This window comes from Synergistetes bacterium HGW-Synergistetes-1 (assembly GCA_002839185.1).
Classification (GTDB): Bacteria; Synergistota; Synergistia; order Synergistales; family Synergistaceae; genus Caenicola.
Genome location: PGXO01000005.1, coordinates 51,922 through 75,616 on the forward strand (window position 1 = coordinate 51,922; position 23,695 = coordinate 75,616).

The 23,695-nt window shown below is 47.0% G+C and carries 23 protein-coding genes and 1 tRNA gene; 3 read left to right on the plus strand and 21 right to left on the minus strand.

The window, feature by feature from the left end; genetic code table 11:
- Nucleotides 1-42 precede the first annotated feature (42 nt).
- From CVV54_05480 to CVV54_05500, 5 genes are all read right to left on the minus strand, one after another.
- Nucleotides 43-2,529, minus strand: coding sequence for a DNA gyrase subunit A (locus CVV54_05480; protein PKL04329.1), 2,487 nt, complete (start codon nt 2,527-2,529; stop codon nt 43-45).
- Between the two features lie 71 nt (nt 2,530-2,600).
- On the minus strand, nt 2,601-3,134 hold the full coding sequence (locus tag CVV54_05485) for a nitroreductase family protein (GenBank protein ID PKL04330.1): 534 nt from the start codon (nt 3,132-3,134) through the stop codon (nt 2,601-2,603).
- A 17-nt stretch (nt 3,135-3,151) separates the two neighbouring features.
- Complete coding sequence (locus tag CVV54_05490; GenBank protein ID PKL04331.1) at nt 3,152-3,628, minus strand: AsnC family transcriptional regulator; 477 nt, start codon at nt 3,626-3,628, stop codon at nt 3,152-3,154.
- A 216-nt stretch (nt 3,629-3,844) separates the two neighbouring features.
- A complete protein-coding gene (locus CVV54_05495) occupies nt 3,845-6,991 on the minus strand; it encodes a carbamoyl-phosphate synthase large subunit (protein ID PKL04332.1) in 3,147 nt (1,048 codons plus the stop codon).
- Between the two features lie 2 nt (nt 6,992-6,993).
- Nucleotides 6,994-8,070, minus strand: coding sequence for a carbamoyl-phosphate synthase small subunit (locus tag CVV54_05500; GenBank protein PKL04333.1), 1,077 nt, complete (start codon nt 8,068-8,070; stop codon nt 6,994-6,996).
- A gap of 242 nt (nt 8,071-8,312) precedes the next feature.
- Between CVV54_05500 and CVV54_05505 the strand changes: the two genes are divergently transcribed.
- A complete protein-coding gene (locus tag CVV54_05505; GenBank protein PKL04334.1) occupies nt 8,313-8,825 on the plus strand; it encodes a DNA-deoxyinosine glycosylase in 513 nt (170 codons plus the stop codon).
- A 22-nt stretch (nt 8,826-8,847) separates the two neighbouring features.
- Here the strand turns inward: CVV54_05505 and CVV54_05510 are convergent, their stop codons facing one another.
- From CVV54_05510 to buk, 13 genes are all read right to left on the minus strand, one after another.
- Nucleotides 8,848-10,065: a multidrug ABC transporter substrate-binding protein gene (locus CVV54_05510; protein ID PKL04335.1), complete on the minus strand. Its 1,218-nt coding sequence runs from the start codon at nt 10,063-10,065 to the stop codon at nt 8,848-8,850.
- Complete coding sequence (locus CVV54_05515) at nt 10,062-10,763, minus strand: macrolide ABC transporter ATP-binding protein (GenBank protein PKL04336.1); 702 nt, start codon at nt 10,761-10,763, stop codon at nt 10,062-10,064. Before CVV54_05515 ends, CVV54_05510 begins: the two co-directional genes overlap by 4 nt.
- Entirely contained in the window at nt 10,764-11,963 is a 1,200-nt protein-coding gene (locus CVV54_05520; protein ID PKL04337.1) for an efflux RND transporter periplasmic adaptor subunit, read from the minus strand.
- Complete coding sequence (locus tag CVV54_05525; GenBank protein ID PKL04338.1) at nt 11,960-13,213, minus strand: hypothetical protein; 1,254 nt, start codon at nt 13,211-13,213, stop codon at nt 11,960-11,962. The genes CVV54_05520 and CVV54_05525 overlap by 4 nt, the downstream gene beginning before the upstream one ends.
- A 33-nt stretch (nt 13,214-13,246) precedes the next feature.
- A complete protein-coding gene (locus tag CVV54_05530; protein ID PKL04339.1) occupies nt 13,247-14,641 on the minus strand; it encodes a hypothetical protein in 1,395 nt (464 codons plus the stop codon).
- Between the two features lie 4 nt (nt 14,642-14,645).
- Nucleotides 14,646-15,347: a DNA-binding response regulator gene (locus tag CVV54_05535; protein ID PKL04340.1), complete on the minus strand. Its 702-nt coding sequence runs from the start codon at nt 15,345-15,347 to the stop codon at nt 14,646-14,648.
- 140 nt (nt 15,348-15,487) lie between these two features.
- Nucleotides 15,488-16,093 (minus strand): hypothetical protein, encoded by a 606-nt coding sequence (locus CVV54_05540; GenBank protein ID PKL04341.1) that lies wholly within the window; start codon nt 16,091-16,093, stop codon nt 15,488-15,490.
- 247 nt (nt 16,094-16,340) lie between these two features.
- A complete protein-coding gene (locus tag CVV54_05545) occupies nt 16,341-16,892 on the minus strand; it encodes a 2-oxoacid:ferredoxin oxidoreductase subunit gamma (GenBank protein PKL04342.1) in 552 nt (183 codons plus the stop codon).
- Nucleotides 16,893-16,907: 15 nt separating this feature from the next.
- On the minus strand, nt 16,908-17,654 hold the full coding sequence (locus tag CVV54_05550; GenBank protein PKL04343.1) for a 2-oxoglutarate oxidoreductase: 747 nt from the start codon (nt 17,652-17,654) through the stop codon (nt 16,908-16,910).
- A 17-nt stretch (nt 17,655-17,671) separates the two neighbouring features.
- Nucleotides 17,672-18,739 carry a 3-methyl-2-oxobutanoate dehydrogenase subunit VorB gene (locus CVV54_05555; GenBank protein ID PKL04344.1) on the minus strand — a complete coding sequence of 356 codons (1,068 nt, stop codon included), beginning with the start codon at nt 18,737-18,739 and terminating at the stop codon, nt 17,672-17,674.
- A gap of 20 nt (nt 18,740-18,759) precedes the next feature.
- Nucleotides 18,760-18,975, minus strand: a complete 216-nt coding sequence (locus tag CVV54_05560) for a tungsten formylmethanofuran dehydrogenase (protein ID PKL04345.1) — start codon at nt 18,973-18,975, stop codon at nt 18,760-18,762.
- A gap of 21 nt (nt 18,976-18,996) precedes the next feature.
- Nucleotides 18,997-19,740, minus strand: coding sequence for a hypothetical protein (locus CVV54_05565; GenBank protein PKL04346.1), 744 nt, complete (start codon nt 19,738-19,740; stop codon nt 18,997-18,999).
- On the minus strand, nt 19,727-20,803 hold the full coding sequence (gene buk, locus CVV54_05570) for a butyrate kinase (GenBank protein PKL04347.1): 1,077 nt from the start codon (nt 20,801-20,803) through the stop codon (nt 19,727-19,729). Before buk ends, CVV54_05565 begins: the two co-directional genes overlap by 14 nt.
- Nucleotides 20,804-20,990: 187 nt before the next feature.
- On the opposite strand from buk, the gene CVV54_05575 reads away from it, so the two are divergent.
- Nucleotides 20,991-21,064 (plus strand) — tRNA-Cys (locus tag CVV54_05575).
- 129 nt (nt 21,065-21,193) lie between these two features.
- Here the strand turns inward: CVV54_05575 and CVV54_05580 are convergent.
- Nucleotides 21,194-22,183: a hypothetical protein gene (locus CVV54_05580; GenBank protein ID PKL04348.1), complete on the minus strand. Its 990-nt coding sequence runs from the start codon at nt 22,181-22,183 to the stop codon at nt 21,194-21,196.
- A 166-nt stretch (nt 22,184-22,349) separates the two neighbouring features.
- On the opposite strand from CVV54_05580, the gene CVV54_05585 reads away from it, so the two are divergent.
- Complete coding sequence (locus CVV54_05585) at nt 22,350-23,069, plus strand: hypothetical protein (GenBank protein ID PKL04349.1); 720 nt, start codon at nt 22,350-22,352, stop codon at nt 23,067-23,069.
- A 97-nt stretch (nt 23,070-23,166) separates the two neighbouring features.
- On the opposite strand, the gene CVV54_05590 is transcribed toward CVV54_05585, so the two are convergent.
- Together CVV54_05590 and CVV54_05595 are read right to left on the minus strand one after the other, a co-directional pair.
- Nucleotides 23,167-23,391 (minus strand): hypothetical protein, encoded by a 225-nt coding sequence (locus tag CVV54_05590; GenBank protein ID PKL04350.1) that lies wholly within the window; start codon nt 23,389-23,391, stop codon nt 23,167-23,169.
- Nucleotides 23,360-23,620, minus strand: a complete 261-nt coding sequence (locus CVV54_05595) for a hypothetical protein (GenBank protein ID PKL04351.1) — start codon at nt 23,618-23,620, stop codon at nt 23,360-23,362. Before CVV54_05595 ends, CVV54_05590 begins: the two co-directional genes overlap by 32 nt.
- Nucleotides 23,621-23,695 lie beyond the last annotated feature (75 nt).

Here is a 23,695-nt window from a genome sequence, read left to right on the forward strand (position 1 = left end):
ATGCCAGTCCGCCTATCGTAGGCAGTCCGTCACGCGCGAGCTTCAATCAAGTTCTCCTTCGCCCTCGGTCCTTACAATGCTTACGTCTGCCACAAAATCTCCGTCATCCAGCCTTACCACTTTGTATCCTGTTGCGGTACGGCTCAGGCTTGATACTTCGTTGGTGTTTATGCGGACCATCCTGCCCTTACTGCTTATAACAACTATTTCCTGATCATCAGCGACGCCCCATGCTCCGACAAGTTTTCCTGTTTTATTTGAGAGCTTCATCGCCCTTACTCCGTAACCGGCACGATGGTGCTGGGTAAACTCTGAGTATTTTGTCCTCTTGCCTATTCCCTGCTCGCTTATGAAAAATACCTGACTGCCTTCTGTGACGACATCGCAGCCAACTACAGAGTCTCCGTCATCGAGCCTAATTCCGCGAACGCCCTGTGCCTGTCTCCCAAGCGGACGGAACTCCTCTTCCAGGACTCTCAGAGTCTGTCCCATCGATGTTGTAAGAAGCAGTTCATCTTTTCCGCTGGTTACACGTACCCTTGCTATATTGTCATCCGGAACGAGAGTCAGAACCCTGCGGCCGGCTCTCGTGAGACCTTCAAGCTCTTCAACAGGCAGGCGCTTTGCAGTTCCTTTGCAAGTGACAAAGAAGACATACTTTGCCCCGTCAAGGCTGCTGTCTTTTATCGCTACCACACGTTCTTCCTTTTCCAGTGTCACTATTGTCCCTACAAGCTTGCCTTTGCCTGTTTTGGGTTCCGGCAGAGAAAAGCCCCTTACCCCGAATACTCTTCCCAAACTTGTGAAAAGATATAGCGTCCTGTGGGTATTTGTGATGGTAAGAAGTGCTATTTCATCTTCGGCCTTTGTAGTAACGCCCTTGACCCCTTTGCCACCTCTTGACTGTACCCTGTAATCCTGCAGCGGCATGCGTCTGATATAACCATCCCTGCTTAGCGCAACGACGATCTCCTCTTCGGGTATCAGATCTTCATCGGATACCTCTTCAACGGAGTTTTCTATATCTGTTCGCCTCTTATCGGAATACTGCCTGCGGATCTCCATCAGTTCATCTTTTACTACTGAATCAAGGATCACCTGGCTTCCAAGGATGCTTTTGTAACGCTCGATATCCATGATAAGCTGGGTCATCTCACTGTCAAGCTTTTCTCTCTCAAGGCCTGTAAGTCTCTGCAGACGCATATCGAGTATTGCCTGAGCCTGGATCTCAGTGAAATCAAGTGCTTCAATGAGGCTGTTTCTGGCAGTAGCTGCGTTGTCTGATCCCCTTATAATCCTTATGACTTCATCAATTGCATCCAGAGCCCTGAGCAGGCCCTCAATTATGTGAGCTCGGTCTTCGGCCTTCCGAAGCCTGTATTCTGTCCTTCTTCGGACAACCGTTCTGCGGTGGTCAAGAAACACCCAGACCATCTCTTTGAGCGGCAGTTCTCGAGTCTCTCCGTCAACGATCGCGAGGTTGATCACCCCAAACGTACTCTGGAGCTGTGTCCTTATGTAGAGCTGACGCAGGACCAGATTAGGGTCCGCATCACGCTGAAGCTCTATGACTATCCTCATTCCATCTCTGTCAGACTCGTCCCTGAGGTCGGAAATACCGTCTATCATTCCATTTTGTACACACTTAGCTATCGTTTCTATAAAGTTGGTTTTATTTACCATGTAAGGTATCTCAGAGATTATTATGCTCTGTTTGCCCTTACGGCTGTCTTCAAAATCGACCCGCCCTCTTACTGTAAGCTTGCCTCTTCCTGTGCGGTATGAATCTATTATCCCTTCGCGGCCAACTATTATTCCTCCGGTAGGGAAATCAGGCCCGGGCATAAGGGTCATCAGTTCGCCAAGCTCTGCATCGGGATTTTCCAGCAGTGCACAGCAGACATCAATAGCTTCGCCCAGGTTATGGGGAGGCATGTTGGTCGCCATGCCTACAGCTATACCTGTGCTTCCGTTTACAAGGAGGTTTGGGATCCTGGAGGGAAGTACAAGAGGCTCAACCAGGGATTCGTCAAAATTTGGGCCCCATTCAACCGTTTCTTCGTTGATATCAGCAAGCATCTCTTCTCCGAGAGAGTGGAGCCTGGCTTCTGTGTAACGCATTGCTGCCGGCGGATCTCCGTCGATCGAACCAAAGTTTCCCTGCCCATCGACCAGGGGATATCTCAGACTGAAGTCCTGTGAGAGCCTCGCCATTGTGTCGTAAATTGCCGAGTCGCCGTGCGGGTGGAATTTACCCATCGTCTCACCGACGATACGGGCTGATTTTTTGAAAGCCTGGTTATGTCTGAGGCCAAGCTCAAGCATAGCAAAGAGAACTCTTCTCTGGACCGGTTTCAGGCCATCCTTTGCATCCGGCAGTGCCCTGCCGACAATGACGCTCATAGCATAATTGAGATAACTCTGCTTTATTTCCTCTTCCAGCGGAAGAGTAATTACTTTATTGACTTCGAATATACTTGCCTGTTTATTTTTATGATCCACTTTTACGCCCCCGAACTGCTTTACCATATGACAAACGGCGGTGCTTCCGCCGCTTTATCTGCAAGACTTGTCTATTTTACCACCAGAGGGTTCCACTTTCACCACTTATTACGGTGCAGTGAGTGTGGGTCTATCCCTTTGTGGGGATCCTTTGTTTCAAGAGGCCAGCCTATGGCAGCAATGCTCATAAGCGCAATATCGGCCGGCACATTGAGAAGCGATTTGAGTCTTCCTTCAAGGTCGTTGTCCCCCCGTTTGGCCCCAAGCCACACTGACCCGAGTCCAAGCGCATTGGCTGAAAGAAGGACGTTCTGCATTGCTGCAGAGCAATCTTCTTCCCAGTACCTTATGACCTTGCCTTCACGTTCCGTCTCAGCGCAAACAACAATAGCAAGAACAGCTGTTTTAAGCATCTTTCCGTATGGGTGCAGCTCAGCCATCCTGTCAAGTATCTCTCTTTTATCTATGACCACAAAATGCCATGGATGGTAGTTGTTTGCGCTTGGCGCCGCGCATGCACACTCCAAGATGACCTTCACATAAACATCATCGACATGCTTTGACGGATCGAACCTGCGGATGCTTCTTCTGGTCAGAATATTGTCGATAGCTTCCTGGTTTATCTGAGTCATTAAGACTCCTGCTCCGATCAATTACCGTTGCTGTTTGTCGGTTTTACAGGATCTATCGACCTTCCGAGAACTGGTGAAGATAGTACTATTGCGGTAGTAGTCATGCCGCAGCTGCCCATCTGGCTTATTACATCTTCAAGGTGCCCTACTGAAGATACTACTACTTTAAGGATAACTCCGTCGCTACCAGTAAGATGGTGGCATTCAAGGACTTCCGGTATTGCCCTGGCCAGTTCATCGGACTGGGCAAGAAGCGCTACTGGGATCGCAAGACGGATATACGCCATTATCGGATAGCCCACCTTGGACTGATCGACTACTGCCTTGTAACCCATGATTATTCCCGCGTCTTCCATACGGCGGACCCTCTCCGCAACTGCCGGAGAAGAAAGACCGACTCGTCTTCCAAGTTCGTTGAATGATATTCTTCCATCTTCCTGAAGTATTTTCAGTATCTGTATTCCGATGTCATCAAGCAATTTGCCGGTTAACATGGATACACCTCCGCTTCCTTATTAAATGAAACTATTTTCAATATTGCACGCCTATATATTAAGGCATTATTTAAAAAAATGGAAGAGCAGCCATAATTTTTTTTGTTATCATCAAAAATAATAATTTATCTAGAAAGTTATACAGCAAAATTGTGCACTCTGACGGTCACAGTAAGTTCTGTTTTTTATCGTTTCAGATGAGCTTTCTGAATCTCCCTACACTCTCTGTCTTTTCGAAAGGCTATTGGCAACAGCCCAAGCAGCAGCCATTGAGTGAAGACACGGTACACCAGCAGCTGAAGCGCTTCTTCTGAGTTCAGCTCCGTGCATTATATGGCGTTCATTTCCTCCCGGGATATTCAGCACCAGGTCCCAGTCTCCCTTCCTGAGCCTTTCAACGAGTTCTTCCTGCGGGACAGTGTTGACTTCGATGCCCCATTTTGAGAGATATTCGGATGTGCCTGATGTGGCATCGACTTTCCATCCGAGAGAAGTGAACTGGGCCGCTGTTGACATTGATTCTGCCTTCTGTGAATCCGCTATGCTCATCAGTATCCTTCCTTTTTCAGGTGGCATCCATCCCGCTCCCCTCAATCCGTCCATCATCGCGTCAGCAAGGTTATCCCCCAGTCCAAGACTTTCTCCCGTAGACATCATCTTCGGTCCAAGTTTTGGATCGATCCCGGGAAGTTTGTCATTAGAGAAAACCGGGACCTTTACCCCCCACTGACCGCTTTTTGGCAAAATGCCAAGTCCATATCCCATATCCGTCAGTTTTTCTCCGAGGGCTACACCTACAGCCAGATCGACCATTGGTATTTTTGATATTTTGCTGCATATCGGGACAGTACGGCTTGCCCGCGGGTTCGCCTCGATTATCCAGAAGAGACCGTCCTTGAGGACGAACTGTATGTTGAGTAGGCCATGGATGTCAAGCTCTTTTGATATCATTTTTACAGTTTCAAGGATCTGTTTCTGCTGCTCATCAGTAAGAGAGAAGCTTGGAAAAACTGCTATCGAATCACCCGAATGAATGCCGGAAGGGTCAATATGTTCAAATATACCCGGGATCAGAACATCTTCGCCGTCACAGACAGCGTCGCATTCGAATTCCTTACCCTGAAGGAAACGGTCGATCATCACCTTTTGTCCCTGAACAGCCTCAAAGGCCTCTGAGAGGACTTCTATCATTTCCTTTTCGCTGTAGACTGTTTTCATCGCGACCCCCCCTATTACGAAGCTGGGCCTTATCATAAGAGGGTATCCCAGATCCTGGGCGACTTTGCAGGCTTCATCCACGGAAGCCACATCGACGCCTTCAGGCTGGGAAATATTCAGTTTGGTGAGAAGTCTTGAGAATTTGCCTCTGTCTTCTGCAGCGTCAATAACATTCTGATCGGGGCCGAGAAGCCTGATCCCCTCTGCGGCCAGGTCAAGGCCAAGTCTGAGCGAGGTCTGTCCCCCGAAACAGGCGAATACTCCCTTGGCTCTTTCACGCTCAAGTACAGCCATTGCATCATCGATGTAGAGAGGCTCCAGATAGAGTGCATCGGAGATATCATGGTCTGTGCTAACTGTTTCAGGATTGACATTCATCATTATTGCCCTTATCCCTCTTCTGCGCAGTGCTTCGACAGCTTTTACACAGCAATAATCGAACTCTACCCCCTGGGCGATCCTTATCGCGCCTGAACCGAGGACTGCTATGCCTCCCTCGCTCTCTTCCCAGGGATCACTCTTTACTCCATAGGCCGCATAGTAGTAGCCTGAACCGGAAGGAAACTCTCCGGCGCACCCGTCTACTTCACGGTAGCCTGTATGGCAGTTTTCTGACTCAAGTATCTTCAATGTCTCTTCTTTTGATATCACGGCAGATGCTGATATGCGGCTTATTGACATTCCATGCATCCTTGCAGAGACGACATTTCCGTTTACAGGCCCGTCTTCTTCCAGATATTTTTCCGCCAGCTGGATCTTATTGAGCTGTTCGATAAAATATTTTCTAATGTGGGTCCTTTTAGACATTTCATCAACAGTTACGGAACTCCTTCTGAGAAGTTCTGTGATCGCTTCCAGCCTCAGATAGGTTGGGGCTGTTATCTGTTCCCATAGTTTCCTCGTCTCCCACGAACGCATCCTCCTGTCTGGAAGGTACCTTCCCCTTTCAAGGGAACGGCAGGCCTTTACGAGGGCCTGAGCAAATGTGGCGCCAAGAGCAAGGACTTCTCCTGTGGCTTTCATTCTCGGTCCGAGAGAGGAATCAGCCTGCGGAAAAGTGTCGAAGGGCCATGAGGGGACTTTCACCGCGACGTAATCAAGTGCCGGTTCAGACAATGCGCTGCCAGCTCCGGTAACGGGATTTGCCATCTCAGTGAGGTCCATGCCTATTGCAATTTTTGCGGCCATCCTCGCTATAGGATATCCTGTTGCCTTGCTTGCAAGGGCGCTTGACCTGCTTGCCCTCGGATTTACTTCTATAACGTAATATTCATTGCCGTCAGGTGAGAGTGCAAACTGAACGTTGCACGCGCCGCGGATCTCAAGAACATCCACTATTTTTAAAGCCGCGGTCCGGAGCATCTGCCATTCCCTGTCTGTCAGGGTAAGGGCAGGGGAAACCACTATCGAATCTCCCGTGTGTACACCCATGGGGTCTATGTTCTCCATGCTGCATACTGCCAGGGCGTTTCCAATGTTGTCCCTGACCACTTCTACTTCTATCTCATGCCAGCCTTCAAGATAACGCTCGATCAAAGCCCTTCCGACGGGAGATGCTGTAAGGGCATCTTCCACCTGGACTACAAAGTCTTCTATATTCCTGACGACCGAGTTGCCCGATCCTCCAAGCGTGAAGTCCGGGCGAAGTATAAGCGGAAGCGGCGAATGCATCGCAAATTCCTGAGCGCCTGCGACAGAAGATATACCCCTGCTTGCGATTATCGGCTGACCGGCATCTATCATTGCCTTCCTGAAAGGTTCCCTGCCCTCTGCACGTTCTATCGCTTCAGGCTGTGTGCCCAGGACCCTGCATTCGTATTTATCCCACATTCCTCTCTTATTGCATTCCATACAGAGGTTAAGCCCCGTCTGTCCACCCAATGTCGCAACTACACCATCCGGCCTGTATTCAGACAGGATCTCCTCTACTACTTCGGGCAGCAGAGGCTTTATGCAGACAATATCAGCAACGGTGAGGTCCGTCTGGATAGTGGCAGGGTTGCTGTTAAGAAGAAGCACTTCGCAGCCTTCCTCTTTGAGGGCACGGCAGGCCTGACTTCCGGCGTAATCAAACTCGGCGGCCTGTCCTATGCGTATCGGTCCCGAGCCAAGGACAAGTACTCTTTTTATGCTGTTATCCTTCATCGTTATCTCTCCCCTGACTCGCGAACGTGTGAGACAAAATTATCAAATATGTATCCTGCGTCTTCCGGTCCCGGTGACGCTTCCGGATGGAACTGAACGCTGGACGCGTCAAGATCCTTATGGAGCAGGCCTTCGACAGTTCCGTCCCCAAGGTGCCTGAATGATACCTCAAGCCCGGTCCCTTTAAGGCTTTCTTCTGTAACAACATACTGGTGGTTCTGGCTTGTCAGTATTCCTCTGCCGGTGGCGGTGTCGATCACCGCCTGATTCGCACCCCTGTGCCCGTACCTGAGCTTATGTGTCATTGCCCCGCAGGCTCTTGCCAGGAGCTGATGTCCAAGACATATCCCAAGCACAGGTTTTTTTCCAAGGATCTTTCTTATCTCTCCTGCCTCAAACCCAAGCACCGATGGATCTCCCGGGCCGTTGCTCAGTATGATCCCGCTTACTCCGCTGGAAAGAATATCCTCTGCTTTCGTGGTGTTCGGAAACCTGACCACCCTGAATCCTCTTCCTGCGATGCTCCTTAATATATTTTCCTTTGCCCCGTAATCTAACACACCGATCGAAAGAGCACCTTCTCCAATAACTTCGACCTCTTTGCAGGAAACTTTACTCACCATGTCATGAGGAAGTTCTTTTATCTGTGGAAGAGCGGGTTTGTGATCGAGCCTGCCCATTATCGAGCCAAGTTCACGGATCTTTAATATAAGCTGTCTTGTATCTGCGCCATCTACCAGGGGCCTACCATTTTCAGCCATCCATGAACTGAGAGAACCAAACCGTCCATTTTCTGTTTCATCAAGGCTGGATACCAATGCAGCAGAAAGCCAAACTCGTCGTCCCTCAAGCCTCTCTGTGTCAACTCCGTATATCCCTACAGGAGGGAATGCGAAGACCACGATCTGTCCGCAGTAAGAAGGGTCGGAAAGGGTCTGAGGATAGCCGCATCCTGCAGTAGTGAATACGACTTCGCCCTCGACCGGGGCTGTGATTTCACCTTTTCCGCTCCAGACAGTTCCGTCAGCAAGGGTAAGGAACAGGTTGCTTTTCATGTTTGGTATCCCCTTTGTCTCCATATAAAATGGGAAATTAGTTTCACTTTTATCCCGACAGGATAGTTTACTAAACCTAAAATTTAGTTTTGTTTATTATGTATTTTTACCTGCGGTTCAAAGTTCTTGAGTATTATAACGTTGTATCGTGATTCGTCAAGAGTATTATTTTGATTACAAATCAAGTTGCAGCAAAAGTTCAATCGGTTGCACAATTTTCGAATATTACATTACGGATTATAATTTAACGGAGGTGGGAGAAAAACATGGAGCATAGTTTTGAGCCGATTATCGACGACAGATCCAGGCTGCTTATTCTGGGCTCTCTGCCCGGAGTCAGGTCTTTGATGGAAAATGAATATTACGCGAACAGGCAGAATAAATTTTGGAAAATAATTTTTTCTGTTTTTGCCAGGCCCTTCTGCACAGACTACATTTCAAAGGTCCTGCTTTTACATGATCATAATATTGCTCTCTGGGATGTTATCAAAAGCGCGGATCGCATCGGAAGCAGCGACAGTAATATAAAAGCGGCCATTGCAAATGACATTCCTAAACTCCTGCAAGATCACCCGGGGATATCTTTCATAATTTTCAACGGCCAGTTCGCATTCAAAAGCTATAGGAATTTTTTTGGCAAGCCGCAGCCACCGTTTGAAGTACTGCTCTCAACAAGCCCCGCATGCGCAGGGAGAGACGCGGAAAAGTTTGATATGTGGGAGAGGGCCGTAAAGGGCGCATTGGAGGAAGACATTAAAAATCTTCACAGCGCCCTCTGAAAAGAGATCATTTGGATAGATATTATTCGTATTTCAGTGCATCGATCGGATTGAGGAGAGAGGCCTTCCATGCCGGATAATATCCGAAACCCACACCTACAAGAGCCGAAAAAACAAAGGCAAGAATTATTGATCCGGGAGAGAATATCGGAGGGGCAGCTGTTAATGAGGCGAGGGCATAGCCGGCAAAGATCCCCAGGATTATGCCTAGTGTGCCTCCTACCATCGAAAGCACTACCGCCTCTATGAGAAACTGGAAGCGGATGTCACGGGACTTTGCGCCGACCGCCATCCTTATTCCTATTTCCCTGGTACGCTCCGTTACAGAGACAAGCATTATGTTCATTATTCCAATGCCCCCGACAACAAGCGATATTACTGCTATAGACCCAAGGAGCATGGACATTATCGCTGTGGTCTTCCGACGGGCCTCAAGCATCTGAGATATATTCCTTACGGAGAAGTCGTCCGGTTCGCCGGGCCTGATCTTGTGTCTTTCCCTCAGAAGCGCCTCTGTCTCGTTCTGTATGTACTGAAGTGAGTTCATGGAGACGCCTTTAATGTAAATGGTGCTGATCCTTCCGGGGGTGTTCCATCTTACCAGCCTTCTTTGTGCCGCAGTCAGAGGAACAAGGACCAGGTCGTCCTGATCCTGGCCCATCGTACTTTGGCCTTTGGCTCTTAATACCCCGATAATAGTGAAGGGGATCTTCTTGATCCTGATCGACTTGCCCACCGGATCTTCCCCAAAGAACATTTTGTCTGCTATTGTTTTTCCTATGACTGCTATCTTTGCGCCTTGCCTCACATCACTGTCATTTAAGTTTCTGCCGGACTCAACTTCACGATCCTGGACAAGTGAATATGAGGGAGTGCTTCCGGTTACGCTTGTGTTCCAGTTCGTGTTGCCGTAAACAAGCTGGGCTGAAGTACCTATCATCGGTGCCACTGCTTCTATGCCTGATACTTCGCGCTCTATGGCAATTGCATCATCGTATGTCAGGTACTTGGCGACAGCCGCTGCGGAAGAGGCCGACCTGTCAGGGAAGACCATTATGAAATTGCTTCCGAACGATGCTATCTGTTCATCAATGCTCTTGTTGGCTCCCTGCCCGACTGCAAAGGCAGATATGACAGCCGCTACACCTATTATGATACCGAGCGCTGTCAGCATTGACCTTGTCTTGTTCCTGCGCAGCGCCCTCACTGCGGTAAGGGAAATTTCCGTCATTGATATCATGATTTTTCCACCGTCCGGTTCAATTCGTCGCTTGTTATCATACCGTCCTTGAAATGGACTATCCTTTTCGCATAAGCTGCGACTTCAGGTTCATGCGTAACAAGGAGTATCGTTATTCCATCTTCTTCGTTGATTTTTTTAAAAAGTTTCATTATCTCGTCGCTTGTCTTTGAATCAAGGTTTCCTGTGGGCTCGTCTGCCATGATTATTGGAGCCCTGTTGACGATCCCTCTTGCTATTGCGACCCTCTGCTGCTGGCCGCCCGAGAGTTGAGTGGGCTCATGGTAGAGCCTGTCCTCAAGTCCCATCTGGATCAAGGCCTCTTTTGCCCTCTCCCTGCGTTCTTTTTTTGCCATCCCCGCATAGAGCAGCGGCAGCTCAACATTTTCTATGGCGCTTGTTTTTTGCAGCAGATTGAACCCCTGAAAAACGAAACCTATCGTGCTGTTTCTTATAACTGCAAGGTCGTCGCCTTCAAGGTCGTTGATGCTTTGTCCGTTGAGGAAATATGTTCCTGATGTTGGCTTGTCAAGACATCCCAGGATGTTCATCGTTGTAGATTTTCCTGAACCGGAAGGCCCCATCATGGCTACAAACTCTCCCTTTTCCAGAGAAAGGCTGATGCCGTGAAGTATCTCTACTTCCTCTTTTCCCATACTGAAGCTTTTATGGATATCCTTTAGTTCTACCAGGGCCATTTATTTCGCTCCGTTCGGAACAATGATACCTGTAATTACCTCATCGCCTTCACTGAGCCCTGATATTATCTCTGTGTTCTGACCGTCCGAGATGCCCCTTTTGACCTCTACCCTTACAGGTGCCTTTTTAGCAGGCACATAGACTGCAGGAGTTTTTACTTCTGCTATGGTCTGTTTCCCCATCATGCCTGCCCCTGGCTGACCGGAAGCCGCGGAAGGATCGGCAGGTTTGAACCTGAAAGCGCTGTTAGGAACTACCACTACATCCTTGCGCTCTTCAACTATCAAAGAGACGTTGGCAGTCATCCCTGGCATCAGAAGCCCCTTATTATTAGATACTTTTACTATCACTACATAGGTCACAACATTGTCTGTTGTTTTGGGAGACAGCCTGACCTGAGTAACAACACCATCAAAGGGATCGTTTGGATGAGCATCTACGGTAAAGGTCGCTTTCTGCCCCTCTTTGACACCACCGATATCTGCCTCGTCGACGTTCACTTCCACCTGCATCTGGCCTAGGTCCTTTGCTATTTCTGCTATGCTCGGCGTCTGGTAACTGGCTGCCACCGTCTGTCCTTTTTCAACGTTTTTGGCGACGACTACACCGTCAACAGGGGAATATATTTGTGTGTACCCCAAGTTGATCTTTGTTTTGTTCAGCGTCGCCTGGTATTGAGCTATCCGTGCCCTTGACACAGCGACCTGGGCTTTTGAGGTCAGATAGGTCTTCTCGTCAGTATCAACATCTGCTTTTGCAATAAGGTCTTTTTCAGCGAGTTTTCTCGTCCTTGCGAGGCTTTTCTGCGAATTTGCCAATACTGCCTCTGAATTCATCAACTCTGCTCTTGCCGCCATCAAATTTGCCTCTGCCTGCGCAACATCAGTCCGCTGAGTGGCTGAATCTATTTCGGCAATAAGCTGCCCCTGCTTTACCACACTGTTGTAATCTATGTATATTTCTTTTACTGTACCGGATATCTGCGTTCCCACGTCGACTGTTTCAACTGCGTCAAGGGTCCCTGTGGCCTGTATGACTGAACGAAGGTCGGATCTTACTGCCTTTGCAGTTTTATACTGGATCTCATCTGCGTCTTTGCTGTAGTACCAGAAAAGTCCGCCGGAGATCACTATCAAAACCAGAATGACAGCCATGATCCTTCTTTTTAGTTTTTTTGAAATTTTATCTGTGAAATTCATTCTTCAAGACCTCCCATGGCCTTTTCAAGATCAAGACGTTTTGCTTTGCATTCATATAGAGAAAGTATTGTGTTTGTCTGAGCTGAAGCATAACTTTCTACTGCATCCGAAATTTCAAGGCTGCTTCCTACACCTGCTTCATATCGTCCCTCCGCGAGCTCATATGTCTCCCTTGCCTGTCTTTCAGCTTCGAGGGATGCGCTGAGAGCCTCCCTGGCCTCAGCAAGTGCATGCCATGCCTTTCTTACTTCCAGGATCACATTGTTGGATGCGCTGCCCAGCTGAGCCCTTGCTGTAACAAGGTCTGCCTCAGCCCCCTGTACCCTGCTTCTGGTAAGTCCCCCGTCGTATAGCGGAAAGTTAAGTGAAAGCTTTGCATTCCAGCCATTGTCATCAAAAGGGGCGCTGCCGTATGCACTGTAGCCGGCAGATGCGCTTATTTCTGGAGAAAGCCCCTTTTTTTCCAATGCCAGCAGAGTCTCGGCATATTCTACTTTTTTACGCTGTGAAGCAAGGTCAGGCCTGTTTGAGATCGCTCTATCAACAGCCTGCTCTATCGGAACGCTCCATTCTTTATATGACAATACATCTGCAACATTTTCTATGTCCATCATGGGGATACCCATTGAAGATGCAAGCTGTGCCCTATATTGTTCTGCAGCCGACGAAGCCTTTACGAGCGCAAGCTTTGAATTGGCAAGATCCGACTCAGCCTTTGTAACTTCAATTTTTGGCTTTGTTCCTACCTCGTAGTATGACTTTGCCCACAAAAGCCTCTTCTGATAATTGTCAAATCTGGCTTTTGCCACTTCATGCTGCCTTATCGCCTTGTTAAGGTTGTAGTAGGCAGACTTGACTCCCACAATTATTTTGTCCCTGGTATCTATGTATTCTGCTTCTGCAGCATCCATGTTGATCCTTGCCCCTTCTATCTTAAGCCCTCGTTTGCCCCAGTCATAAACTGACTGTTCAAGCGAGATGGATGCGTTGTACCTCCCTGTATCGTATGATGAATCTGTGCTGTCACTTCTTGTGTATGAGGCGCCTCCCTTTATCTGTGGCCTGCTGTCTGCCGCGCTCTGACCGACAGCAGCTTTTTTTGAAGCAACCTTGCTCTCCGCTGCGACCATGTCAGGGTGCGTTTCAAGAGCTGTTCTGACACATGATTCAAGGGTGAGCGTTTCCGCTGCAGCCACACCTGTAAACAATATTTGGATCAAAAATAACACTGCAATAATTTTATTTCTCAACAGACCAAGCACCTCCGATCAAGATATCCTTTTTTATGCCAATGGAAGCCTGATTATGAATATGCTACCTTCGCCTTCCCTGCTTTCTGCAGTTACGCTGCCGCCGTGTGCCTCCACTACCGCTTTTGTTATTGCCAGTCCTATTCCAAGTCCTCCGCTTGACCTTGCCCGTGACTTGTCTGTCCTGTAGAAACGTTCAAATATGTAGGGCAGATCTCTGTCTGAAATACCGATGCCTGTGTCTCTGACTTTGATGTGTACGTCCCCGCCTGCTTTTTCAAGATAAATAGTGGTCCTGCCTCCGCTGTCTGTATACCTTAGGGCGTTAGAAAGAAGGTTTTCCACCGCCTGTCTTATCTTGTCTCCATCTGCTGCAAGCATTACATCCTCTTCAATTTCTCTTTTCAGTTCCACCGACTTTGCTCTGAAAAGAGGATCAAAGGTCATAGCGACCCTTTCTATTTCTTTTGAGAGGTTAACTGATTCAAGTACAAGGCCTTTTCCGGCATTCTCTATCAAAGTTAGTTTTTCAATTTCAGAAATCATCCTGGATAGCCTGTCTATCTCGTCAACTGTAAGTTGGATCCTTTCTTTTGTCGGTTCCCATACCCCGTCCTCAAATGCTTCAAGGTGCGATTTGATTATCGTTAGGGGGTTCCTCAGCTCATGAGCAATATCGCTCATAAGCCTTTTACGCAGCTCCTCCTGTTCCTCAAGTCCAAGCCCAAGCCTGTTGATGCTGTCGATCAGCATCTGCAGTTCTGTAATGTCAGATCTGAGATCATCCTGTATCCTGTATTTGCCTTTGCTTATGAGTGATGCTCGCTTCGATACGTTTAGGACAGGCCTGCTTATGAGGTCCGCCATTATAAAAGATATGACCACTGCGATAAGAAGCATAAATGCGATTGCGTATACCATGTGAGAATTAAACTTCTTAAGAAAAAGACCCTCCCTGCTCTCCCTGAAAGGCAGGCAGAGAAAACGGACTTTCCCGACTATTTTGCCTCCTGAAGAGACAGGAAGCTCATTCATTATCAGCTCCGGCCCCATTGATCTCATAATGCCGGAGGTTTCGTTGTTATCTCTTCTTGGACCGGGCCCTCTCATTGCTCCGTGTCTCATTGAGCGACTGAATTCAGCTATCAGGATGCCATCTGTATCATAAAGCGCAGCATGGACCATAGGCCATCTGAGAATATCGCCCCGGAGCTCCGTTATGATCTCTTTGTTCCAATAGCCGTCTGAACTGTATAACTCCTCTAAGACCCGGACAGCCTCCTTTTGGTCATCCAGAAGCCTGTCAGAAGAAAAAAGGCGAAACTGCCTGTCCAAAAGCTTTGAGATCCCGGTTGGGATGACGAGCATGCAGATGATAACTATCACCACGTACTGAACAAGCATCTGCGTCCTGAGAGAGCGTTTCATTTATCTACTCCGAGACCCTGTATCCGAAGCCGTGAACTGTTTTGATATAACCATTTTCATGCACCGGATCAGCAAGTTTTTTTCTGATGTTTTTGATGTAGCTGTCAATAGAGCGCTCAAAGGCATCATATTCATAACCAAGAGCATAGGTGATCAGTTCGTCTCTTGTCCATGTTTTGTCCTGCCTCGATGCCATCTTTGAAAAGATCATGAATTCATTTTTAGTCAGAGGTATGTCCTCTCCGTTTTTTGTAACTGTAAAGTTTGAAGTATCTATGATCAGACTATCTCCTACTGTTATCGTCTCTCCGTTATCCTGATCAAATGCAGCCGTTCCCCTGAGGTTTGCCCTTATACGGGCCATAAGCACCCTCGGGCTGAAGGGCTTGATAATGTAGTCATCTGCTCCGGCATCAAGCCCTGCAATGACATCGTCTTCCCCACTCTTGGCAGTTACCATTATTATTGGGACCGGGGAGTAACTCCTTATCTCCCTGCATACAAACTCGCCTTTCATACCGGGAAGCATCAGATCCAGGATCACAAGGTCATATGCTCCCTCACTGAACATTCTGAGAGCTTCAATACCGTCTGAGGCTATGTCTGCTTCATAACCTTCCCGCAGCATATAAGCCTTTTCAACATCGGCAATGGCTTTTTCATCTTCAACGATAAGGATCTTCACAGCGTCCACCCCCGTTATCAACGCTCTTTGTCCATAATTGATATTAATAAAAAATTAGAACAACTTCAGTTTCAATCAGTATAAAGCAAAAAAAAAAACAAAAGAATGACAATACTACTGGGATCGGTCTACGCCGGCCCCAGTAGTAAAATTATAATTGTCTACTGTTGTGTAGGGTTGTTTTTGAATCCCTGGCCGAAGCCGCGGCTGTTTTTGAAAGCTTCGGGATTTTTGAGCATCTCTTCTAGGCGTGCATTATCTCGGTCATTTTTGATCTTCTGGATCTTAGCGTGAAGATCGCGTACCTTAGTCTTGTTTGGTGCTTCTTTCTGAAGCTCAGTCCTTATTTCGGAATGGAGCTTCCTTATCTCTTCCATCTGTGTTCTGCCCTCGGGAGAAATTTCATGTTTGGGTCCTCTCGCCGCAGGACTGAACTTTGAAGGGTCTTTCAACACTGCCTCAAATTGAGCTGTTTCGATCTCTCGGTTAAGCGTCTGGATCTGCATATGGATCTCACGAGCCTTCGCCTTGTTTGGAATCTCTTTCTGCAGTTCAGATCTAAGGTCAATGTGGAGCTTGGCCCTTTCATCAAGCTTTGCACTGAGTTCAGGTGAAGCATCCTGCCTCATCTGTTGGCCGTACCCCATCGGCATCCCGGCACCGGCGCCAGGGCCGCATTTTTCTGCTTTGCCATATCCTGGAGCAGCCATCGCGCTGCCCGCAAAGACAAGAACTAATATTGCTGCTGCAAAAATTTTCTTTTTCATTTACATCAACCTCCAAATTTATGATCAACATCATTTGATGTTCCATGATGCTAGTCTAGCTATACCATATGGAGATTTTATGACGTAAATGTGTGGATTTTATGGGGATTTATTAAGACCAGAGTCTGACCGACACTCTGAATGGCACCCTTTCTCCACTAAAAAAGCTTCCGCTTAAGAGGGGTTCAGTTTAAGCGGAAGCGTCATATGATTATTTTAATATCCGGACATGGGGCATATAAAAATTTTAGTTTGAAAGTCCTATCTTTCGCCCAAGGTCGTAGGCCTTCATGTTGCTCTCAAGAAATTCTGGTTTTCTTGCACCCAGTTTCAGTTTAATGATCTCCCTGGCTGTATCATCAGAAATAAAATCAGACATTGCTATGACGACTCCAAGGATCACTACGTTCACAGCCCTTTCGTTCCCCAGACTTCCTGCTATCTTCGAAGCTTCGACCGGTATAACTTTGATGTCGTCTCTTGTAGGTGTGTATTTGGCCATGTCACTGTTATAGATCAAGACACCACCGGGCTTGACTGACTTTTCGTATTTATCGAGTGAAGGCTGGTTTAGAGCAACTACCACATCCGGTTTTGTCACGAATGGCGAGCCTATCTCCCTGTTGCTCACAGTAACACCGCAGTTTGCAGTTCCGCCTCTCATCTCCGGTCCGTATGAGGGAAGCCATGTCACATATTTACCCTCTTTAATGGCACCGTACGCAACCAGCTGTCCCAGGACCATTACACCCTGACCGCCAAAGCCTGCGCAAAACAGCGTGCGTGTGTAATTCGACATTTAGCAGAACCTCCCTTACTCAAAATCCTTGAATACCCCTAGGGGGTAATAAGGGATCATGTTATCGACAAGCCAGTCGCATGCGTCAGTGGGCCTCATTCCCCAGTTCGTAGGACATGTAGAGAGGACTTCAACAAAAGAGAAGCCTTTATTGTCCATCTGGTTCTTAAAAGCTTTTTTGATCGCCTTTTTAAGACCGTTCAAATGAGCGGGTTTCGCCGCAGAGACCCTTTCTATATAACAAGGCGAAGCAAGGGATGCGAGCATCTCTGACATTCTGATCGGATAACCGGCCCTGAGAGGATCACGTCCGCTCTGGGTAGTCGTGGTCTTTTGTCCGATCAGTGTAGTAGGAGCCATCTGCCCCCCTGTCATGCCATATATTGCATTGTTGACAAAAATTACGGTTATGTTTTCAGACCGGTTTGCAGCATGAACTATTTCAGCCATACCTATCGAGGCAAGATCTCCGTCTCCCTGATATGTAAAAATAAGTCTGTCCGGCCTGATACGTTTGAACCCTGTCGCAACTGCAGGCGCCCTGCCGTGGGGAGCTTCAATGAAATCTGTATCTATGTACCCGTACATAAGGGCAGCACAGCCTACAGGAGCTACTCCCGTAGTTATATCCTGTATTTCGAGTTCATCCAGAGTCTCGCATAACATCCTGTGGATTATCCCGTGAGTACAGCCTGGACAATAATGAGTATGAACTCCCTCTATCCAGCTTTTAGGTCTCTGGTAAACGATTTTTTCTGCCACTTTTAGTCCCCTCCTTTTCAGGAGAGTTCCGCAAATATCTTGCGGCACTCTTCTTCTATTTCCTCTACCCCTGGACACATACCGCCTGAACGTCCGTAAAAACTCACAGGTATGCGGTATTTGACTCCCCTGTTGACATCTTTTAACATCTGCCCCCAGTTCATTTCCACATCGAGGATGTGTTTGCAGGAGGGAACAAGAGATTCAAAATCATCATACGGGAACGGGCTTACCAAAAGCGGCCTTATGAGTCCGACTTTGTATCCTTCAGATCTGAGGCTGTCGATCGCTGACCTGGCTATCCTTCCCACTGTACCGAAAGCAGAAATGACAACTTCCGCATCGTCTGTAAGATATTTTTCGCAGGAAGTTTCATTCTTTTCTATTTCGTGCCACTTTGCTTCAAGTTTTCTGTTGTGTTCTTCCAGTTCGTCCGGATCAAGGAAGAGGCTTCTGATGATGTTTCTTTTGCCGCCTCTTTCCCTCATGTACCCGCAGGCCCATTTTTCAGGATGCGAAAGGTTTTTGCCGTGACCTTCCGGGATCTCTACAGCTTCCATTATCTGGCCTATGACTCCGTCGCAAAGCACCATTACCGGCGTCCTGTATATCTGTGCAAGGTCAAAGGCCTTCTGCACCATGTTGACTGTTTCCTGAAGAGAACCGGGGGCCAGGACTATCAGATTAAAATCTCCATGGCCGATGCCGCATGTCGCCTGATTATAATCTGACTGAGAGGGCAGTATCCCGCCCAATCCGGGGCCTGCCCTGACTACGTTGACCACTACGACAGGGACTTCCTGCCCTGCTATATAGCTCAACGTCTCCGACATAAGGGAAATGCCCGGGCTTGAGGAACTTGTCATTACCCTTTCTCCCGTAGCGCCTCCGCCAAGAATCATATTTGATGCCGCGACTTCGCTTTCTGCCTGGAGATATACACCCCCGACCTCAAAAAGCCGTTTTGACATATACTCCGGGATCTCGTTCTGGGGAGTTATCGGATAACCATAGAAATACTTGCAGCCCGCCTGAACAGCAGCTTCAGCGATCGCTTCAGTACCTTTCATCAAAGTTTTTCCCATTTTGATCACCCCTTCTCACATCATTCTTCGCGGAAGACCTTGATAACTGCATCAGGACAGCGCATAGCGCACATTCCGCATCCTATGCAGTCTTCTGGTCTTGCCGCTTCCACAGGGCGATATCCCTTTTTGTTGATCTTGTCGGATATTTCAAGAACATTTTTAGGACACGCCTCAACGCACATTGAACAGCTCTTACAGTATTGCTCGAGTATTTCGACTCTCCCTTTTGGCATATGAAACACTCTCCTTTTGTATTAAATGCGCACTTTGCCTCTTTCCCACGGCAGTAATATCTCTCTTCGAAGTATCCACAGCGGGATATTATCCGGAAGGATCTTTCTCACATCAGATGAAATCGATTCCTCTGCTATCCCAAAAAGCATCGGAACATCCATCTTTTTTGAAAATTCGTCCACTAAAATTATTCCTTCTGCACAGTCTTTAGGGCTTGTTGTGTTCATAAGGTGCGGATTAGCTGCTGTTGCGTTGACTTTTAGTCCGCATGTAGCTTCAAGTTTGTCTTTCATTTGGGCAATTTCTGAAAAAGTTTTGGTATGGGTCCTGTAGGGGTTGATGACAAAGATAAGGTCATATCCGGCTTTAATAATTTCCGGTTCAAACTGCTTTAACGCAAGTGCTCCCTTTGAATCTCCTCCGACATCAATAATAAGCCGGTTTGACGTATCATGTATCTTTGTCCGGATCAGGGGATTGATGTAGCTCATATCTCCCCATTTTATATCTCCGGGCGGCGTCAGTACCGAAAGGTTATCCTTTATTATGTCGCCCGCAAGAGCCCTGAGGCAAAAATAGGGATTGATTATGTCCATGTCCGCCAGGATAACGCTGACGCCACTGTCCGCCATAGCCGAAGCAAGGCTCATTGTCAGTTCGGTCTTGCCTGATCCAAGAGCTCCGGTGACAGCAATTACATGATTCCATTTTTTATCTTTTAACAAAGACAGGTTGTTCTCAGGGACGCGGTTATTCTTTTTCATAGATGTGAGCCTCTTCTTCCCCTGTGAGCACTTTGTAGGCCCCTTCAGCAAGTGCTCTCAGTTCGTCTTCCCCTGGCACGAAGATGACCTCTGATATCCAGGACACCCTCTCTTTGATCAGATCGCATAGATAGGTACTGTTTGCAAGGCCTCCCGTCAGTATCACAGCGTCCACTCTCCCATAAAGATTGACAGCCCTTGAACCTATTTCAGCAGCTATCTGATAGGCAAGCGCCTCTACGATGAGTTTCGCTTTCTCGTCTCCCGCATGCACCATTTCAGCTATTTTCCTGAAATCACGCGTGCCAAGGTGGGCAGCAACTCCAGCATTTCCAATAATCATTCTTTGAATTTCTTTTTCTGAATACTTACCTGAAAAACATCTTTTTATTAGATCTCCTGCATGTACTGTGCCGGCACGTTCCAATGACATCGGACCATACCCTCCAAGTCCGTTGTTCACGTCTATCACCCTGCCTTCACAGTGTGCTCCGACGGTAACCCCGCCACCCATATGCACTACTATGAACCTGCACTCCTCAATAGGTTTTCCCATTTGCTTCGCTATCCTGTATGCCACAGCTTTTTGGTTCAATGCATGGAATATGGATCTTTTGGGCATATCTGGGATGCCGCTGACATGTGCTACGGGGGACATCTCGTCAACACAGACAGGATCAACGATAAAGGCAGGAATAGATCCTGCCTTCTCTGATATCCTTTTTGCAATTAGTCCTCCGAAATTTGAAGCATGCCTTCCATATCGGCATAGTCTCAAGTCGCTTTCCATCGCTTCGTTAATAATCCAAGCGCCGCCAATCATCGGACGCAGCAACCCACCCCTGCCTGCAACAGCAGAGAGTTCGGAAACCCTGTTCCCATGGTTTTCAAGTATTTCTATTGAATTGGAAAATCGAAAGTTTTCTTCCTTTTCAGCTGACTCTTTGCAACGGTCAATATCTTCCTGGCTATACTCCGCAGATTCTGACCAGATCATATTCAGGTCATCATACAAAGCTGCCTTCATTCCTGTGCTTCCCGGGTTGATTGCAAATATCTTCATTTTTATCCGCAACCTTTGCTAAATAGAGTCATATTTCACATTTAGGTTTGTTTTTAAAAAGAAACTCTTACCTATACTTTATTATAATACATTTTTATTTTTAAGAAAAGGTTTCAATATTCAGCTGAATTTTCTGGCTTTTCTGTGCCTTGACACTCAATATTCTGGTTGTTATACTCTCCTTCGTGGCGGCATAGCCAAGCGGTAAGGCAGAGGACTGCAAATCCTTCATCCCCGGTTCGAATCCGGGTGCCGCCTCCATAATTTCTTGATCAATGATACGATTCTTTAATAAAACATAAAAAAGATCTCAAGACTTAAGTCTTGAAATCTTTTTTATGTTTTACAAAGTATGCAAGATTTTCAGTAAGATCGCAGCCGCTGAATAAATCACGAGCCTTTCCGTGGAGTCCAAATCATCAGTATAACGGATGCTACTATAAGGGGCGTAGCCACAAGCATATTGATACTCAGATGTTCCCCTCCCAGAAGCCATCCTAGAAAGACAGCCACTACAGGATTGACAAAAGCATGGGTAGCGACCCTGTTGGCCGGTTCGACCCTCATCAGCCAGAGAAAAGATGAGTATGCGACAAGGGAGCCGAAGATTATCAGGTAAATAAGCGCAAGCACTGATCTGTCGGAAAAAGAGGCCATGCTTTGATAATTTCCCGTGAAGGCCGATATCAGAAAGTGTATGGACATCATTACAGCGCCGCCGCACATCATCTGCATTCCCGACGACATCAGCGAGTCCTCATGAATTTTCGGATTCCTTGAGATAAAAGCGCCTGTTACCCAGGTGAGTCCGCTCAGAATAAGCATAAGCACCCATATCAAATAACTTGATTCAAATGAGAAATCCGCGTTAGGATCTCCTGTGACCAGGAAAAAGATACCCAAAAAGCCTAATATTATCCCAACATAATGACGCTTTGCAGGTCTTTCGCCATTGAAGAACATCCATCCTAATACGCAGAACCAGAGCGGCTCCAGTGCCACAAGAAGGGCCGCTATGGAAGATGGCACTACGGTTTCAGCGCTCGTTATCAGTCCGTATGATATTACGAATGGGAGCAGAGATGCCATAAAGGCATTTTTCCATCCCTGCACAGTAGTCCTGTAACCGGACTGAAGAAACCTGGCAGCAAAAAGCATGATTCCGGCACTAAGAAACCTTGCTCCTCCCGAAAAAAAAGGAGGAATGGTCTCAACAGAAAATCTTATGGCAAGATATGTGGATCCCCAGATAATATAAATCATCAGATAAGCAAAAATAAGTGCCGCTTTTGAAGGCTTGCTCATCCCGACAGGAGACATATAACAACCTCTTTTCATTGTTAACAGCATTCCGCCCATTATCAACAGACAGTTCAGCAATTATACAGCCATCTTTCAATAATTCTTTTTTTCATATTTAGAAAAAACGTTGTTTAAGTGCATATACCCATGCAATAATGACAAATATAAATCAAAATTTCAGTGTTATGGAATTATGTTGTTAAGTATATTAAAAAGCAACCTCTATCAAGGGAGGCCGCGAATTTTGAAAAATATCGCAAAAATGCAGTTATTCGTAGAAAGACACATGTCTGATGGAAGAGCGCTGACAGTACCCTGTACGATCGAAGTACTTTCTAGAAAAGACCAAGACATCTCTGTGAAACTGCACAACGAAGTAGCGCATGGACTCAGCCGTGAGATCTTTGCCGCAAGCACTGAAGAAGATCTGAAAAGATTTGTGAGCAAAGACGGTCTTGCTGTAGGTGCCAGATATGAAGACCGCCTGATCTGTCTCAGGACGCTCAAAACTTCACGTGAATGGGTCAGGGAATCCTTAAAGGATTATAATCTTGCTCCCGATAGATATGCTAATTCCGCAGTAACTGGTTTTTGCGTAGTAGATAGGGAATTCAGGGGAAACAACATACAGTTTCTTTCACAGTTTTACGCGGAGAACATTGTTTCGAAAAAATATGATTCGGTAGTTACGACTGTATCTCCCAAAAACATCTTCAGCCTGCAAAATGTCCTTGCATGCGGATACTATATTATTGCAATAGAATGGACTTACGGAGGTTTTTTGCGTTTTGTTCTGAAAAAAGAATTTTATCCTGCGTATCCACTCTGGACTCACGGACATCTGAGGATACCTATAAGGGAAATAAAAAAACAGCAGGAAGCTATTTCAAGGGGCAATGTCGGCTACAAGATAGTTAGAGGTCCGAGGGGATTCATAATGCTTTACGGCAGGGTGGGCCCCTGAGCTTTTCCTTATAATCAAATAATTGCGTCTATCAAGAAAAATGGCAGTCCTGCCGTTAAGACATGGACTGCCATTATTATTAATTGTCCGGGAAAAGCTATATCAGTTTTTTTATTATTCCTGAGATCAGACTTGGTCCGGGGAAAAAAGCACGGGACAACTTTTTGCCCGTGAAGCCAGTCATCAGACCGGCAAACGCCATTGCTCCGAGGACATGCAGAGGTTTTCTTTTAATTATACGGACAGGATCGAACTCCATGATCGCGGCCTTAAAATTGGCCTTCGCCTCTTCAAGAGTCAGTTCTTTTTTGTTCTGCTCCAACACCAGCCCCACCTTTGCCGTAAGTGATCGCCCTGCCCTTAGAAAGCAGCCATATACCGGTTCCTAAAAAAAGAACAGCAACAGCAAGGGCAGAAATAGGTTTTCCGATATGATCGCTCAGCCAAATGTACAATGCTGCTCCAACGGCAAAAACTCCGTAAATGACCAGTGAGACACCAAAGAACATAATAAGAAATCCCTCTATCACAAGGACAGATTTCTCTTTCAATGTTCTTCCTTCGGCCTCAACGAGATCAAAAAAACTAACTATCAAGTTGGCGAAAGTTTCCAACTTTAATCACCG